We start from the raw sequence: 14359 nt of genomic DNA on the forward strand, positions 1-14359 counted from the left end.
GGTTTATGCAAGTTAAGCGTTTTTTTGCCGCCGATATGCGTCAGGCCATGAAGCTGGTTCGTGATGAGCTGGGCGCTGATGCCGCCATCATCGGTAACCGCCGCATTGCCGGCGGTGTCGAACTGACGGCGGCGCTGGATTACAAATTGTCAGCGCTGGCCCCGCGTGTTCCGAACATGGAACTTGAGGATGAGCTGCGCAAGACTCAGTCGCGCATCGTCACTGCACAAGCCGAGTTGAGCCTGCGAGGCGAAGCTGATGGCAATACCAATCAGCAGCTGTTCTCCGGCCTGCCGTTGACCGCGGGTTTGCCGCTGACCGCTGCCGAGCCGCTGACCGAAGCGACTTACAGCGCACCGGCTCGTCCAGCCCCGGCACCTGCGCCGGTGTCGGCCGGTGTCGATCCGCGTGCGCTGGATTCGATGCGTTTCGAACTCAACAGCTTGCGCGAGTTGATGGAAGTCCAGCTCGGCACTCTGGCCTGGAATCAGCTGCAAGGCAGCCGTCCGGCCCAGGCCAATCTTTATCGTCGTCTGCAACGCATCGGTTTGTCCGGCCCGCTGTCTCGCGATTTGCTGGCAATGATCAGCGACATCGACGAGCCGCGTCAGGCCTGGCGCATGTTGCTGGCGCACCTGGCGCGAATGATCGCGACGCCGGAAGTCGAGCCACTGGAAGAGGGCGGTGTGATTGCCGTGGTCGGCCCTGCCGGCATGGGCAAAACCACCACGCTGGCCAAACTGGCCGCCCGTTACGTGCTCAAGTACGGCGCGCAGAACATAGCGCTGGTGAGCATGGACAGTTTTCGCATCGGCGCACAGGAACAGCTCAAAACGCTGGGCCGTATCCTGAACGTGCCGGTGACTCACGTCGACCCGGGCCAGTCGCTGGTTCAGGCACTGGATCCACTGCTGCGCAAACGCGTCGTGCTGATCGATACCGCCGGCCTGCAAGCCAGCGATCCGGCATTGCGCATGCAGCTGGAAAGCCTGGCGGGGCGTGGCATCCGTTCAAAAAATTATCTTGTGCTGGCAACCACCAGCCAAAAACAGGTTCTAACCGCCGCTTATCACAGTTACAAGCGTTGCGGGCTGGCCGGGTGCATCCTGACTAAACTGGATGAAACAGCTAGCCTTGGTGAAGTGTTGAGCCTGGCGATCAGTCATGAATTACCGGTCGCGTACCTGACCGATGGCCCACGGATTCCGGATGATCTGCATCTGCCGCGCCGCCATCAACTGGTCAGCCGCGCCGTCAGCGTGCAAATGCAAGAAGAACCCAGCGAAGAAGCCATGGCTGACATGTTCGCTGATATCTACCACAGTCCCACCAAGCAGGTTGGCTGAGGTATTAATGAACGTTTTTTGTACCTACATCGATGGTCTGCCATGCATTGCTCAGTTGTTGAGCGCGCAGCCAGTAATGTGGCCTCCGTCTATGCAAGACAAGGTAAAGAAATAACATGGGCAGCATGCATCCCGTACAGGTGATCGCGGTGACCGGCGGCAAAGGTGGCGTCGGCAAGACTAACGTGTCAGTGAACTTGTCCCTGGCGCTGGCAGAGCTTGGCCGTCGGGTCATGCTGCTGGACGCCGATCTGGGGCTGGCGAACGTCGACGTTCTTTTGGGGCTCACCCCTAAACGCACCCTGGCCGACGTGATCGAAGGCCGCTGTGAGCTGCGCGACGTGTTGTTGCAAGGCCCCGGCGGAATTCGCATCGTGCCGGCCGCGTCCGGCACCCAGAGCATGGTTCATCTGAGCCCGGCTCAACATGCCGGTCTGATCCAGGCCTTCAGCGACATCGGCGACAACCTCGACGTATTAGTCATCGACACCGCTGCCGGTATTGGTGACTCGGTAGTCAGTTTCGTGCGCGCCGCGCAGGAAGTGTTGCTGGTGGTCTGCGACGAGCCGACTTCGATCACTGACGCCTATGCGCTGATCAAGTTGCTCAACCGCGACTACGGCATGAATCGCTTCCGCGTTCTGGCCAACATGGCCCAGAGCCCGCAAGAGGGTCGCAACCTGTTCGCCAAGTTGACCAAGGTCACCGATCGCTTTCTTGACGTCGCTCTGCAATACGTTGGCGCGGTGCCTTACGACGAAAGCGTACGCAAGGCCGTGCAGAAACAACGTGCGGTTTATGAAGCCTTCCCGCGATCCAAGTGCGCCCTGGCGTTCAAGGCCATCGCACAGAAGGTCGATACATGGCCGTTGCCCGCCAACCCGCGTGGGCATCTGGAGTTTTTCGTCGAGCGCCTCGTGCAGCAAACGGCAGGGCCCGTGTTATGACCGCAAGCGGTATGAACTACTACAAGAAGTCGGCGCGTGACGCGCAGTACGAATTGATCGAGCGTTACGCGCCCCTGGTCAAACGCATCGCCTATCACTTGTTGGCGCGATTGCCGGCGAGTGTGCAGGTCGAGGATCTGATCCAGGCCGGCATGATCGGTCTGCTTGAAGTCTCGACCAAATATGACGCCAGCAAAGGCGCCAGTTTCGAAACGTACGCGGGCATCCGGATCCGCGGCGCCATGCTCGATGAAGTGCGCAAGGGGGACTGGGCGCCACGCTCGGTTCACCGCAACACCCGTATGGTCAGCGACGCGATTCGCTCGATTGAAGCTAAAACCGGCCGTGACGCTAAAGATCACGAAGTTGCGGCCGAACTCCAATTGAGCCTTGACGATTATTACGGGATTTTGAACGACACCCTGGGCAGCCGACTGTTCAGCTTCGACGACCTCTTGCAGGACGGCGAACATGAAGGGCTGCATGAGGATGGCGCGAGTGCCCATCTCGAACCGTCACGCGATCTGGAAGATGAACGCTTCCAGGCGGCGCTGGCGGACGCGATTGCCAACTTGCCGGAGCGTGAGCGACTGGTGTTGGCGCTGTACTACGACGAGGAGCTGAACCTCAAGGAAATCGGTGAGGTTCTTGGCGTCAGCGAATCGCGGGTCAGCCAGTTACATAGCCAGTGCGCGGCCCGTTTGCGGGGGCGTTTAGGGGAGTGGCGAGCGCGCTGAAGGCAGTGTGGGGACACTGCGAAAGAGGCTGGTGCGGTGATGAACGGCACCGGTCTCGATCTGCTGTGCTCCAGACAGTCATCGAATGCTTTGCCGGATTGATTGAAATGGCGCGTCCAGGTGCTGGGCGCGTTTAAGACTGCTTGGAGGTCGAATTGGACAAGAACATGAAAATCCTCATCGTTGATGACTTCTCAACGATGCGGCGGATCATCAAGAACCTGTTGCGTGACCTTGGGTTCACCAACACCGTTGAAGCCGACGATGGCATCACTGCCATTCCGGTGCTCAACAGCGGCAGCATCGACTTTCTGGTAACGGACTGGAACATGCCAGGCATGACCGGCATCGACCTGCTGCGCCACGTGCGCGCCGATGAAAAACTCAAGCACCTGCCAGTGCTGATGGTGACCGCTGAAGCCAAGCGCGAACAGATCATCGAAGCGGCCCAGGCCGGCGTGAACGGCTATGTCGTGAAACCTTTTACCGCCCAGGCGCTGAAAGAAAAAATCGAGAAGATTTTCGAACGCATCGGCTGATATACGCGCCCCGGGGGAGCTATGGAGCAAAAAGAATCTTCACAGGGCGACTTTGAGTCGACCCTGAAAAAACATGCGGTCGAACTGGTCGAAAGCCTTGAAAAAGGCAAGTTCGGCGACGCTGTGCAATTGATCCATGAGCTCAATCAGACCCGTGACCGTGGCCTGTATCAGGAAGTGGGCAAGCTGACGCGCGAGCTGCACAGTGCGATCGTCAATTTCCAGATTGACCCGCACATGCCCCAGGCCGAAGAAGTGTCGCAAATCACCGACGCGACCGAACGTCTGGGCTATGTGGTCAAGCTGACGGAAGCCGCGGCCAACCGCACCATGGATCTGGTGGAAAGCGCCACACCGCTGGTCAATGGCCTGGCCGATGAAGCCCAGGCATTGAGCACCGATTGGGGCCGCTTCATGCGTCGCGAAGTCGGGGCTGAAGAGTTCCGCGAGCTGGCGCGCCGGGTCGACGGTTTTCTGTCACGCAGCAGCGCGGACAATCGCGCCGTGTCGGGCAATCTCAACGACATTCTGCTGGCCCAGGATTACCAGGATCTCACCGGTCAGGTGATCAAGCGCGTGACCCAGTTGGTCACCGAAGTCGAAAGCAATTTGCTCAAACTCGTACTCATGGCAAGCCAAGTGGACCGCTTTGCGGGCATCGAGCATGACCGTGAAGCGATGCTTGCAGAAAAAGATCCACAAAAACATCTCTCGCAGGGTGAAGGTCCGCAGATTCATGCCGATAAACGAGAAGACGTTGTGTCCGGTCAGGACGATGTGGACGATTTGTTATCCAGCCTTGGATTTTGAGTTTTTTTGGGTTTTTAGACCTGTAGGAGCACCCCATTAATGAGCTTCGGCGCCGATGAAGAGATCCTTCAGGATTTCCTGGTTGAGGCCGGCGAGATTCTTGAGCAACTGTCCGAACAACTGGTCGAGCTGGAAAGCCGTCCGGATGATGCAGATCTGCTCAATGCAATTTTTCGCGGTTTCCACACTGTAAAAGGGGGCGCCGGCTTCCTTCAGCTCAATGAGTTGGTGGAGTGCTGTCACATCGCCGAAAACGTGTTCGACATCCTGCGCAAGGGTGAACGTCGCGTTGATGCAGAATTGATGGACGTTGTGCTCGAAGCACTGGACGCGGTGAACAGCATGTTCAGCGAAGTCCGCGAGCGCAGCCCCATCACTGCGGCAACACCTGAATTGCTGGCGGCGCTGGCCCGTCTGGCCGAGCCGCAATCGGCAGACGAAGCCATCGCTGCGCCAGCGGTTGAAGAACCTGTCGCACAAAGCGATGACGGTGATATCACCGACAACGAATTTGAACAGTTGCTGGATTCGCTGAACGCCGTCAAGGCCGAAGCCGAAGCCCCGGCCGCTGCCGCTGCGCCGGCCGCTGATGCAGCCGCCAGCGATGAAATCACCGACGCCGAGTTCGAGTCGTTGCTCGATCAACTGCACGGTAAAGGTCAGTTCGCCGTTGACGCGGTGGCGCCTGCTCCTGCGCCAGCTTCTGCTGCTCCGGCGGCGGGTGACAGCTCGGACATCACCGACGACGAATTCGAAGCCTTGCTCGATCAGTTGCACGGCAAAGGCAACTTCGCCGTCGATGCATTGGAATCGGCGATTGCTTCGGTTCCAGCGCCTGCCGCTCCGGCGGCCGCTGCTGCCGGCAGCGATCTGATCACCGATCACGAGTTCGAATCGCTGCTCGACGAATTGCACGGCAAAGGCAAGTTCACCGAAGTCGGCGCCGCCTCGGCTGTCGCCAAGGCACCAGCCGCTGCTGCGCCCAAGCCTGTCGCCAAGCCTGAACCGAAAGCCGAAGCGGCCAAACCTGCTGCCGCTGCTGCGCCGGCTCCGGCCCGTGCGCCGGCGGCGCCGCCACCGGAAAAACCGGCCAGCGAAGCCGAAACCACTGTGCGTGTCGACACCGCGCGTCTCGACGAAATCATGAACATGGTCGGCGAGTTGGTGCTGGTGCGTAACCGTCTGGTGCGCCTGGGCCTCAACAGCAGCGATGAAGCCATGCAAAAAGCCGTGTCGAATCTCGACGTGGTCACCGCTGACTTGCAGACCGCCGTCATGAAGACGCGGATGCAGCCGATCAAGAAAGTTTTCGGGCGCTTCCCGCGTCTGGTTCGTGACCTGGCGCGTCAGCTCAAGAAAGAGATCAACCTGGAACTGGTCGGCGAAGAAACCGACCTCGACAAGAACCTCGTCGAGGCTCTGGCCGACCCGCTGGTTCACTTGGTGCGCAACGCGGTCGACCACGGCATCGAGTCGCCGGAAGAACGCGAAGCCTCGGGCAAGGCCCGTGGCGGCAAGGTCGTTCTGGCGGCCGAACAGGAAGGCGATCACATCCTGTTGTCGATCTCCGATGACGGCAAAGGCATGGATCCGAATGTCCTGCGCGCCATCGCGGTGAAACGCGGCGTGATGGACAAGGACGCGGCGGATCGTCTGAGCGACACGGAGTGCTACAACCTGATTTTCGCTCCGGGCTTCTCGACCAAGACCGAGATTTCCGACGTGTCCGGCCGTGGCGTCGGCATGGACGTGGTGAAGACCAAGATTTCCCAGCTCAACGGTTCGATCAACATCTATTCGACCAAGGGCCAGGGTTCGAAGATCGTCATCAAGGTGCCGCTGACGCTGGCGATCATGCCGACGCTGATGGTCATGCTCGGCAACCAGGCGTTCGCGTTCCCGCTGGTGAACGTCAACGAGATCTTCCACCTCGACCTGTCGACCACCAACGTGGTGGATGGTCAGGAAGTGGTGATCGTGCGGGACAAGGCACTGCCATTGTTCTACCTCAAGCGCTGGCTGGTCAGCTCCGCCGCTCACGAAGAGCAGCGCGAAGGCCATGTGGTGATTCTTTCGGTGGGCACTCAGCGGATCGGCTTCGTCGTCGATCAACTGGTCGGTCAGGAAGAAGTCGTCATCAAGCCATTGGGCAAAATGCTCCAGGGAACGCCGGGCATGTCGGGCGCCACCATTACCGGTGACGGCCGCATTGCACTGATTCTCGATGTTCCAAGCATGCTCAAGCGTTACGCCGCACGGCGTATTTGAATCTGGTGTAGCGGGGCGCTCGACGTCCCGCTGCGTCTAACGGAGTGTTTATGGCAGTTAAAGTCCTGGTGGTGGACGATTCGGGTTTTTTCCGTCGCCGCGTCTCGGAAATTCTTTCAGCAGATCCGAGCATCCAGGTTGTCGGCACGGCAACCAATGGTAAAGAGGCGATCGATCAGGCCATGGCGCTCAAGCCGGACGTGATCACCATGGACTACGAGATGCCGATGATGGATGGCATCACGGCGGTGCGGCACATCATGCAGCGCTGCCCGACCCCGGTGTTGATGTTCTCCTCGCTGACGCACGAAGGCGCCCGGGTCACCCTGGATGCGCTGGACGCCGGCGCGGTGGATTTCCTGCCGAAGAATTTCGAAGACATCTCCCGTAACCCGGAGAAGGTCAAGCAACTGCTCTGCGAGAAGGTTCACAGCATCTCGCGCAGCAATCGTCGCTTCAGTGCCTACAGCTCGCCAGCGCCTGCCGCTGCACCGACGCCGGCTTCCGCGCCCGCGCCGTCTAGCGTCAGCAGTTATGGCAGCAGCGCCCCGGCACGTCCGACGCCGACACCTGAGCGCAGCCCTGTGCCAAGCCGCGCGCCGGCGGCCGGCCCGTCATCGCCGGCACCGAAACGCAAAGCCTACAAACTGGTTGCCATCGGTACGTCGACTGGCGGCCCGGTCGCCCTGCAACGTGTACTCACTCAATTGCCGGCCAACTTCCCGGCGCCGATCGTGCTGGTTCAACACATGCCGGCGGCGTTCACCAAAGCATTTGCCGAACGTCTCGACAAGCTGTGCCGCATCAGCGTCAAGGAAGCCGAGGATGGCGACATCCTGCGTCCGGGCCTGGCGCTGCTGGCCCCTGGTGGCAAGCAAATGATGATTGATGGTCGCGGCGCGGTGAAAATCCTGCCGGGCGACGAGCGTCTGAATTACAAACCGTGCGTGGACATCACGTTCGGTTCCGCCGCGAAATCCTACGGCGACAAAGTGCTGGCGGTCGTGCTGACCGGCATGGGTGCTGATGGTCGCGAAGGCGCGCGCCTGCTCAAGCAGGGCGGTAGCTCAATCTGGGCGCAGGACGAAGCCAGTTGCGTGATTTACGGCATGCCAATGGCCATTGTCAAAGCGAACCTGGCCGACGCGGTTTACGGTCTGGACGAAATCGGCAAGCACCTGGTCGAGGCGTGTATCTGATGGATGTTCTAAGCCTGATCGGGATCATCATGGCGTTTGTCGCCATCATCGGCGGCAATTACCTTGAAGGCGGTCACCTCGGCGCGCTGGCCAACGGCCCGGCGGCACTGATCGTACTCGGCGGCACCGTCGGCGCGGCGTTGCTGCAATCGCCAATGAGCGCATTCAAGCGCGCCATGCAGATTCTCGCGTGGATCTTCTTCCCGCCACGGGTCGATCTGGCCGGTGGCATCGACCGCGTTGTCAACTGGAGCCTCACCGCTCGCAAGGAAGGCTTGCTCGGTCTGGAAGGCGTGGCCGATGCCGAACCGGACAGCTACTCGCGTAAAGGCCTGCAATTGCTGGTCGACGGCGCTGAGCCGGAAGCGATCCGCAGCATCCTCGAAGTGGACTTCTACACCCAGGAAGCCCGCGACATTGCAGCGGCAAAGGTTTTCGAAAGCATGGGCGGCTACGCGCCGACCATCGGCATCATCGGTGCGGTGATGGGTCTGATCCACGTCATGGGCAACCTGGCTGATCCTTCGCAATTGGGCAGCGGCATTGCCGTGGCGTTCGTCGCCACCATTTACGGTGTGGCCAGTGCCAACCTGATTCTGTTGCCGGTTGCCGCCAAGCTGAAGTCAATCGCGTTGCGCCAGTCGCGTTATCGCGAAATGTTGCTGGAAGGCATTCTGTCGATCGCCGAAGGTGAAAACCCACGTTCTATCGAGTTGAAGCTGCAAGGCTTCATGGATTGATGGGGGTAAAGGACTATGGCTCGTCGTCGACATCAAGAAGAACACGTCAATCATGAGCGCTGGCTGGTGTCGTATGCCGACTTCATCACCTTGCTGTTCGCCTTCTTTGTGGTGATGTACTCGATTTCGTCGATCAACGAAGGCAAGTACAAAGTCATTTCCGAAGCGTTGATCGGAGTTTTTACCGACTCCGACCGCGCGCTTAAGCCGATCCCGATCGGTGACGAACGACCGAAGACCGTGACCCCGGCCAAGCCGCTGGTCAAGGACGCCGAACAAATCGACGCCGGTATTGCCGGGGCCAGTGATCCGCTGAAAAGCATCGCCGATGACATCAGCGCCGCGTTTGGCGACTTGATCAGCTCCAACCAGATGACTGTGCGCGGCAACGAGTTATGGGTTGAGATCGAACTCAATTCCAGCCTGTTGTTCGGCAGCGGCGATGCCATGCCGAGCGACATGGCGTTCAACATCATCGACAAGGTTGCCGGGATTCTGAAACCGTTCGACAACCCGATCCACGTCGAAGGCTTCACCGACGATCAACCGATTCGTACCGCGCAGTACCCGACCAACTGGGAACTGTCTTCGGCGCGCTCGTCAAGCATCGTGCGCATGCTCGCCATGCAGGGTGTGAACCCCGGACGTTTGGCGTCGGTGGGCTATGGAGAATTCCAGCCGGTGGCCAATAACGCGACCGTCGAAGGCCGTGCAAAAAACCGTCGAGTGGTGTTGGTGGTGTCGCGCAATCTGGATGTACGCCGCAGCCTCACGGGCACCGGAACCGCCAACGCGCAACCGGATGCCGCATTGAAGCGTGCTGGCACACAAACTGCACCGACCCCGGTCAAGACGCCGGGACGCGAGAGTGCCGTCAATTCTCCGTCGCCCGCATTAACACGCTGAACCATGTCTTGACCGGGTCGACCGGTCGAGAGGAACGAACCGAATGAGAGTCTGGGCAGTTGCCAACCAAAAGGGTGGTGTCGGTAAGACCACTTCCTCCATCGCTTTAGCCGGGTTGCTGGCCGAGGCGGGCAAGCGCGTGGTCGTGGTTGATCTCGATCCGCACGGGTCGATGACCAGCTATTTTGGCTACGATCCCGACAGCCTCGATCACAGCAATTACGACCTGTTCCTGCACAAGGGCAGCGTGCCCCAGGGCTTGCCCGGGCAACTGCTGTTGTCGACCAGTGACGAACGCATTTCCCTGCTGCCGTCGAGCACCGCGCTGGCGACTCTTGAGCGGCAGTCGCCGGGGCAGAGTGGTCTGGGTCTGGTGATCGCCAAGAGTCTGGCGCAGCTGTGGCAGGATTTTGATTACGCCATCATCGACAGCCCGCCATTGCTTGGCCTGTTGATGGTCAATGCCCTTGCGGCGAGCCAGCAACTGGTGATCCCGGTGCAGACCGAGCACTTGGCCGTCAAAGGCCTGGAGCGCATGGTCAACACCTTGGCGATGGTCAACCGCTCGCGCAAACAGGCGCTGCCGTTCACCATCGTGCCGACGCTGTTTGACCGCCGCACCCAGGCATCACTAGGCACGCTGCGCATATTGCGCGACAAATTCCCGGACGATATCTGGCAGGGTTACATCCCGGTCGATACCCGTCTGCGCGATGCCAGCCGTGCCGGTGTCACGCCGTCGCAATTCGACGGCAAGAGCCGGGGCGTGCTGGCCTATCGGGCACTGCTCAAACACCTGTTGGCGCAACAACTCGTCGCGCAGGTGGCCTGACCATGAACCCGATCCGTGTAGGAGCTGCCGCAGGCTGCGATCTGTTGATCTGGCTTTGTGACGCCCTTGGAAAAGTCAAAAGATCGCTGTCTGCGGCAGCTCCTATAGGGGGCTGTGTATGAGTCGGCCGATCAAGTTGACTTCGCGTCCGCAGATGGCGTTGCAGTCTTATCTGGATGATCTGTTGCAGAACATTCCTGAAATGGACGTTGAGGTGGTCGAGTCCACCCAGGCCATTGATGAATTCCAGGCAGCGGTGTTGGAAGAGCAGGCGCGTGATGCGCAGAAAACCGCCGCTCCCGTTGCCGCTCCCGTTGCCGCGCCCAGCGTCGCACCGGTTGCCAAGGCTCCGCTGACGTTAGCGGAAGAGGCCGAGCCGGTCCGCCCATCAGTGTCGATCCTCGCGCCGCTGTTGCAGACGCAGCTGCTGCAAGTGCCGGTCGAACCCGCTCCGGTCGTGGTGCCACCGCCGCCGCAAGTCCTGGTACCTGCGGTCGTAGAAGTTCATTTACCACCGAGCAACACACCGCCGCCGGTGGAAACCGACGGCCGCCCGGCGTGGGCCGCCGAGCCGTTCGAATGTCTGTTGTTCGACGTCGCCGGGCTGACCCTGGCCGTGCCGCTGGTGTGCCTGGGCTCGATTTATTCGCTGGCGGGGCACGAGCTGACGCCGCTGTTTGGTCAGCCGCAATGGTTCCTCGGAATCCTGCCGAGCCAGGCCGGCAACCTGAAGGTGCTGGACACCGCCCGTTGGGTCATGCCGGATCGTTATCGCGACGATTTCCGCCAGGGCCTGCAATACGTGATTTCGGTGCAGGGTTACGAGTGGGGGCTGGCGGTGCATCAGGTCAGCCGTTCGCTGCGCCTGGATCCGAATGAAATCAAATGGAGAAGTCACCGGGGTCAGCGGCCATGGCTCGCCGGCACCGTGATTGAACACATGTGCGCCTTGCTCGATGTATCCGAACTGGCCGAGTTGATCGCCAGCGGCGGGGCAAAACACATGTCCGGCAGTAAGCCGAACCACAAACCGACATAAAGACACGCGCCGGCGTAAGAATGCTGGCGCACAGAACACACACCGCAAGGGCGGTATTTCGAGGGGCAAGGGTATGAACGACAAGGCGACAGCGGCAAAAGGTTCTGAAGATCCGATCCTGCAATGGGTGACCTTCAAGCTGGATAACGAAACCTACGGCATCAACGTGATGCGCGTTCAGGAAGTCCTGCGCTACACCGAAATCGCGCCGGTGCCAGGTGCGCCGAGCTACGTGCTGGGCATTATCAATCTGCGCGGTAACGTGGTCACCGTGATCGACACTCGTCAGCGCTTCGGCCTGAACAGCGGTGAGATCAGCGACAACACGCGGATCGTCATCATCGAAGCCGACAAGCAAGTCGTCGGTATCATGGTCGACAGCGTGGCGGAAGTGGTTTACCTGCGTCAGTCGGAAATCGAGACCGCGCCGAACGTCGGCAACGAAGAGTCGGCCAAGTTCATCCAGGGCGTGTGCAACAAGAACAACGAGTTGCTGATCCTGGTCGAGCTGGACAAGATGATGAGCGAAGAAGAATGGTCGGATCTGGAGAACATCTGATTGATTCTCGAGGTCGCGGTCATCGTCCTGTTCCTTTTTTGGGCAGGCACCCTGGCGATGTTTCTGGCGTACATCCGCTCGCAGCGTGAAATCGCTGCGCAGCAGGCGCTGGGCGATGCGTTGCGTGATCAACGCATCAAGGAACTGGTCAAAAGCGTCGAAGACTATCGCAATGGCAACGTACGCATGGGCGAAGCCCTGCACGAACTGCGTGCGGTGGTCGGTCCGCTGCCGGACAAAATTACTCAGCTGGAGCAGCGCGACCCTTCAAGCCTGTCGTTCGCCCAGGCGGCGCGACTGGTCGGTATGGGCGCCAGCGTCGATGAGCTCACCCAGTCCTGCGGGTTGACCCAGGCTGAGGCGGAGTTGATGAGGAAGTTGCATAAAGGCAGCTGAGAGCTTTCAGCTTTCAGCTTCCCCGCGCCCCGTGATGTCTTTCTCGACCATCGGTGCATTCGGATCCTGCCCCTCAGGGAATTTGCCCTTGAGGTTCCAGGCAAACGCGATGATCTCGGCGATCGTCCGGTACAGCTCCTCCGGAATGCTGTCGCCCAATTCCATGCGCGCCAACAGCCTGACCAGCTCGGGGTTTTCGTAGATCGGCACTTCGTAGTCGCGGGCGATGCGCAGGATTTCTTCGGCCAGTTCTTCATCGCCTTTGGCAGTGAGTGTCGGGGCGTGGGTGCCGTCGTATTTGAGCGCGATGGCCTGGCGTGGGGCGGTGGAATCGTTCATGCGGTTTCATCCACCCAGCGTTGTTCGAGACGGGTTTGATTGCCTTGGGGCGGCGTGCCGAGGTGGCAATCCAGATCGCCGACGTTCAGGCCGGAGTCCAGCAGGCGTTGACGCAGTGCCACGAGATTGCTTTCGATCAGGCTGGCGGTGTACGGGCGCTCGGCCCATAGCTGGCTGGACAGGCTGCCCTTGATCAGTTGCGCCTGAATCTGCATCGGCCCGAGCGGTTCCATGTCGAACGCCAGTTCGACGCGCCAAAGTTGTTGCTTGGGCTCGCGTTCGTCACGGCGTTGTTCATTCGGCTGTTCTTTCTCCGGCGCTTCTTCTCGCTGGAACTTGACCTGCAATGGCACGATGTCTTGCAGGTTGCGCATGGGGATTTCCAGCTGCCAGGTGCTCAGCAACCGACCGTCATCGGTAACGCCGGTCTGTTCCAGGCTCGACAACTGATGGCTTTGCAGGCGCGACACCGCCGCCGCAGCAAGGCGCAGCAATTGCTCCAGATCGCCTTCACCGTCGAGACTTTGCAGCAGACGTTCGGGCAGCGGAAAACTGCTCGGCAGCGGTTTTGCACTGACTTGGCCAAGGGTGCCGAGGGCGTTACGCACGAAACTCGGCAGTGCCTGGGCAAGGGTGTTGGCGGCGATGATCGCGTTGAAATTGGAGCTCGATGGCAAGCCCGGGGTCAGTTGCGCGATGAGTTTGAGCAGGTCGCCTTTCATGTCCGGGGTCAGTGTCGGATTTTGTCCGGTCAGCAGCTTGGCTTCGAGGAAGGCGCCACTGTTTGCCAGCGCCAGTGCCACGCCTTTGGGCGTGCTCAATTGCTGCACGTCCGGCAGACTCGACAGCAGACGATCGACCACGGCGCGCAAGTCTTTCGATGCCGGGTCGGTGGCGGGCGGCAAGTTCTGCAAGACTTTCAGCACAGCATCCAGCGAGCCCTGGCGACTCTGTTGGCCGAGCAGTTGCTGGCTTACCGCCAATTGTTCCTGACGGTTGCTCAAGGGCACGAACTTCAGAGTCTGCGAGTCCTGCACCAGCGCCGACAACAACGTATTGATGCGCAGCGGTTGCGGGCTGTCGATGCTCAGGGTGCTGCCACTCAGGGCGGTATTGAGCAGGCTGACCATTGAACGGAACACCGTCGGTTGTCCCGGCACTTGCGGCAACGCCTGGGTCGTCAGCACCTTGCCTTGCACCAGACTGCCGACTGGCAATTGCGCGGTGTCGATGCGGGTGAGGGTGGCGACGCTGGACGCCAGCGCTTGTTGCACGGTAATCGCCAGATTGCCCGACGACGGTTGGGTCACCGCCAGGCTGGTGCCTTGGGGCAGCGGCTGGTTGCTGGTGGCCTGGACGGTCGTCTGGCGACCGCTGTCGAGTGTCACTTTAAGCAACAATTGAAACGTCTGGTCTGCCTGCTTGAGCGACAACACCTCGGCCTTGGCGCTCTGGCCGGCGGCAATCAACCCGTCGATTGGCGTCAGCAGCTTGAGCAATTCACCGCTGATTGCCAGCGGACGCGTGGTCGCCGGGGCTATCTGCGGGAGCGTGGGGATGTTGATTTCGCCTGTCATACGCGGACACAACCTGTGGAAATTGCACTCTTGAGAGGTAGCGACGGCATGTATAATGCCGCCCGTTCTTCGCTTCGTCGTAAAAACATACAAATGATTGACGCAGCTCTCTAGAACACGCCGTC

15 protein-coding genes are annotated in these 14359 nt (G+C 60.2%); 13 read left to right on the plus strand and 2 right to left on the minus strand.

What is annotated here, in order from left to right; translation table 11 throughout:
• Positions 1-5: 5 nt before the first annotated feature.
• The 13 genes from flhF to GIW69_RS06295 all read left to right on the plus strand — a co-directional run bounded on the left by flhF (position 6) and on the right by GIW69_RS06295 (position 12318).
• Positions 6-1346, plus strand: coding sequence for a flagellar biosynthesis GTPase FlhF (gene flhF / locus GIW69_RS06235; RefSeq protein WP_236481261.1), 1341 nt, complete (start codon positions 6-8; stop codon positions 1344-1346).
• Between the two features lie 116 nt (positions 1347-1462).
• A complete protein-coding gene (gene fleN, locus GIW69_RS06240; RefSeq protein WP_003222917.1) occupies positions 1463-2293 on the plus strand; it encodes a flagellar synthesis regulator FleN in 831 nt (276 codons plus the stop codon).
• Positions 2290-3030 carry an RNA polymerase sigma factor FliA gene (gene fliA, locus GIW69_RS06245; protein ID WP_007920004.1) on the plus strand — a complete coding sequence of 247 codons (741 nt, stop codon included), beginning with the start codon at positions 2290-2292 and terminating at the stop codon, positions 3028-3030. The genes fleN and fliA overlap by 4 nt, the downstream gene beginning before the upstream one ends.
• A 167-nt stretch (positions 3031-3197) precedes the next feature.
• Positions 3198-3569, plus strand: coding sequence for a chemotaxis response regulator CheY (locus GIW69_RS06250; protein ID WP_008006721.1), 372 nt, complete (start codon positions 3198-3200; stop codon positions 3567-3569).
• A 21-nt stretch (positions 3570-3590) separates the two neighbouring features.
• Complete coding sequence (locus tag GIW69_RS06255; RefSeq protein ID WP_236481262.1) at positions 3591-4379, plus strand: protein phosphatase CheZ; 789 nt, start codon at positions 3591-3593, stop codon at positions 4377-4379.
• A 39-nt stretch (positions 4380-4418) separates the two neighbouring features.
• Complete coding sequence (locus GIW69_RS06260; protein WP_236481263.1) at positions 4419-6647, plus strand: chemotaxis protein CheA; 2229 nt, start codon at positions 4419-4421, stop codon at positions 6645-6647.
• A gap of 50 nt (positions 6648-6697) precedes the next feature.
• Positions 6698-7846, plus strand: a complete 1149-nt coding sequence (locus tag GIW69_RS06265) for a protein-glutamate methylesterase/protein-glutamine glutaminase (protein WP_236481264.1) — start codon at positions 6698-6700, stop codon at positions 7844-7846.
• A complete protein-coding gene (locus GIW69_RS06270) occupies positions 7846-8586 on the plus strand; it encodes a flagellar motor protein (RefSeq protein WP_236481265.1) in 741 nt (246 codons plus the stop codon). The genes GIW69_RS06265 and GIW69_RS06270 overlap by 1 nt, the downstream gene beginning before the upstream one ends.
• Before the next feature lie 15 nt (positions 8587-8601).
• Positions 8602-9492, plus strand: coding sequence for a flagellar motor protein MotD (gene motD / locus GIW69_RS06275; RefSeq protein ID WP_236481266.1), 891 nt, complete (start codon positions 8602-8604; stop codon positions 9490-9492).
• 43 nt (positions 9493-9535) lie between these two features.
• A complete protein-coding gene (locus tag GIW69_RS06280) occupies positions 9536-10324 on the plus strand; it encodes a ParA family protein (protein ID WP_236481267.1) in 789 nt (262 codons plus the stop codon).
• A gap of 118 nt (positions 10325-10442) precedes the next feature.
• Complete coding sequence (locus GIW69_RS06285) at positions 10443-11363, plus strand: CheW domain-containing protein (RefSeq protein WP_236481268.1); 921 nt, start codon at positions 10443-10445, stop codon at positions 11361-11363.
• A gap of 73 nt (positions 11364-11436) precedes the next feature.
• Positions 11437-11922 carry a chemotaxis protein CheW gene (locus tag GIW69_RS06290; protein ID WP_108226832.1) on the plus strand — a complete coding sequence of 162 codons (486 nt, stop codon included), beginning with the start codon at positions 11437-11439 and terminating at the stop codon, positions 11920-11922.
• Positions 11923-12318: a DUF2802 domain-containing protein gene (locus tag GIW69_RS06295; RefSeq protein ID WP_236481269.1), complete on the plus strand. Its 396-nt coding sequence runs from the start codon at positions 11923-11925 to the stop codon at positions 12316-12318.
• Positions 12319-12324: 6 nt separating this feature from the next.
• Here the strand turns inward: GIW69_RS06295 and GIW69_RS06300 are convergent, their stop codons facing one another.
• Positions 12325-12657: an EscU/YscU/HrcU family type III secretion system export apparatus switch protein gene (locus GIW69_RS06300; protein ID WP_236481270.1), complete on the minus strand. Its 333-nt coding sequence runs from the start codon at positions 12655-12657 to the stop codon at positions 12325-12327.
• The gene (gene fliK, locus GIW69_RS06305) at positions 12654-14234 is read right to left on the minus strand and encodes a flagellar hook-length control protein FliK (RefSeq protein ID WP_236481271.1); all 1581 of its coding nucleotides are present in this window, start codon (positions 14232-14234) and stop codon (positions 12654-12656) included. Before fliK ends, GIW69_RS06300 begins: the two co-directional genes overlap by 4 nt.
• Positions 14235-14359 lie beyond the last annotated feature (125 nt).

The organism is Pseudomonas syringae (assembly GCF_021605415.1).
GTDB lineage: Bacteria > Pseudomonadota > Gammaproteobacteria > Pseudomonadales > Pseudomonadaceae > Aquipseudomonas > Aquipseudomonas syringae_S.

Bases quoted from the DNA above. Each gene is read 5' to 3' on its own strand.
- fliA (WP_007920004.1), top strand. From the start codon at position 2,290: ATGACCGCAAGCGGTATGAACTACTACAAGAAGTCGGCGCGTGACGCG.
- GIW69_RS06300 (WP_236481270.1), bottom strand. From the start codon at position 12,657: ATGAACGATTCCACCGCCCCACGCCAGGCCATCGCGCTCAAATACGAC.
- GIW69_RS06290 (WP_108226832.1), top strand. From the start codon at position 11,437: ATGAACGACAAGGCGACAGCGGCAAAAGGTTCTGAAGATCCGATCCTG.
- GIW69_RS06270 (WP_236481265.1), top strand. From the start codon at position 7,846: ATGGATGTTCTAAGCCTGATCGGGATCATCATGGCGTTTGTCGCCATC.
- GIW69_RS06260 (WP_236481263.1), top strand. From the start codon at position 4,419: ATGAGCTTCGGCGCCGATGAAGAGATCCTTCAGGATTTCCTGGTTGAG.
- fliK (WP_236481271.1), bottom strand. From the start codon at position 14,234: ATGACAGGCGAAATCAACATCCCCACGCTCCCGCAGATAGCCCCGGCG.
- motD (WP_236481266.1), top strand. From the start codon at position 8,602: ATGGCTCGTCGTCGACATCAAGAAGAACACGTCAATCATGAGCGCTGG.
- flhF (WP_236481261.1), top strand. From the start codon at position 6: ATGCAAGTTAAGCGTTTTTTTGCCGCCGATATGCGTCAGGCCATGAAG.
- fleN (WP_003222917.1), top strand. From the start codon at position 1,463: ATGGGCAGCATGCATCCCGTACAGGTGATCGCGGTGACCGGCGGCAAA.
- GIW69_RS06250 (WP_008006721.1), top strand. From the start codon at position 3,198: ATGAAAATCCTCATCGTTGATGACTTCTCAACGATGCGGCGGATCATC.
- GIW69_RS06285 (WP_236481268.1), top strand. From the start codon at position 10,443: ATGAGTCGGCCGATCAAGTTGACTTCGCGTCCGCAGATGGCGTTGCAG.
- GIW69_RS06265 (WP_236481264.1), top strand. From the start codon at position 6,698: ATGGCAGTTAAAGTCCTGGTGGTGGACGATTCGGGTTTTTTCCGTCGC.
- GIW69_RS06255 (WP_236481262.1), top strand. From the start codon at position 3,591: ATGGAGCAAAAAGAATCTTCACAGGGCGACTTTGAGTCGACCCTGAAA.
- GIW69_RS06280 (WP_236481267.1), top strand. From the start codon at position 9,536: ATGAGAGTCTGGGCAGTTGCCAACCAAAAGGGTGGTGTCGGTAAGACC.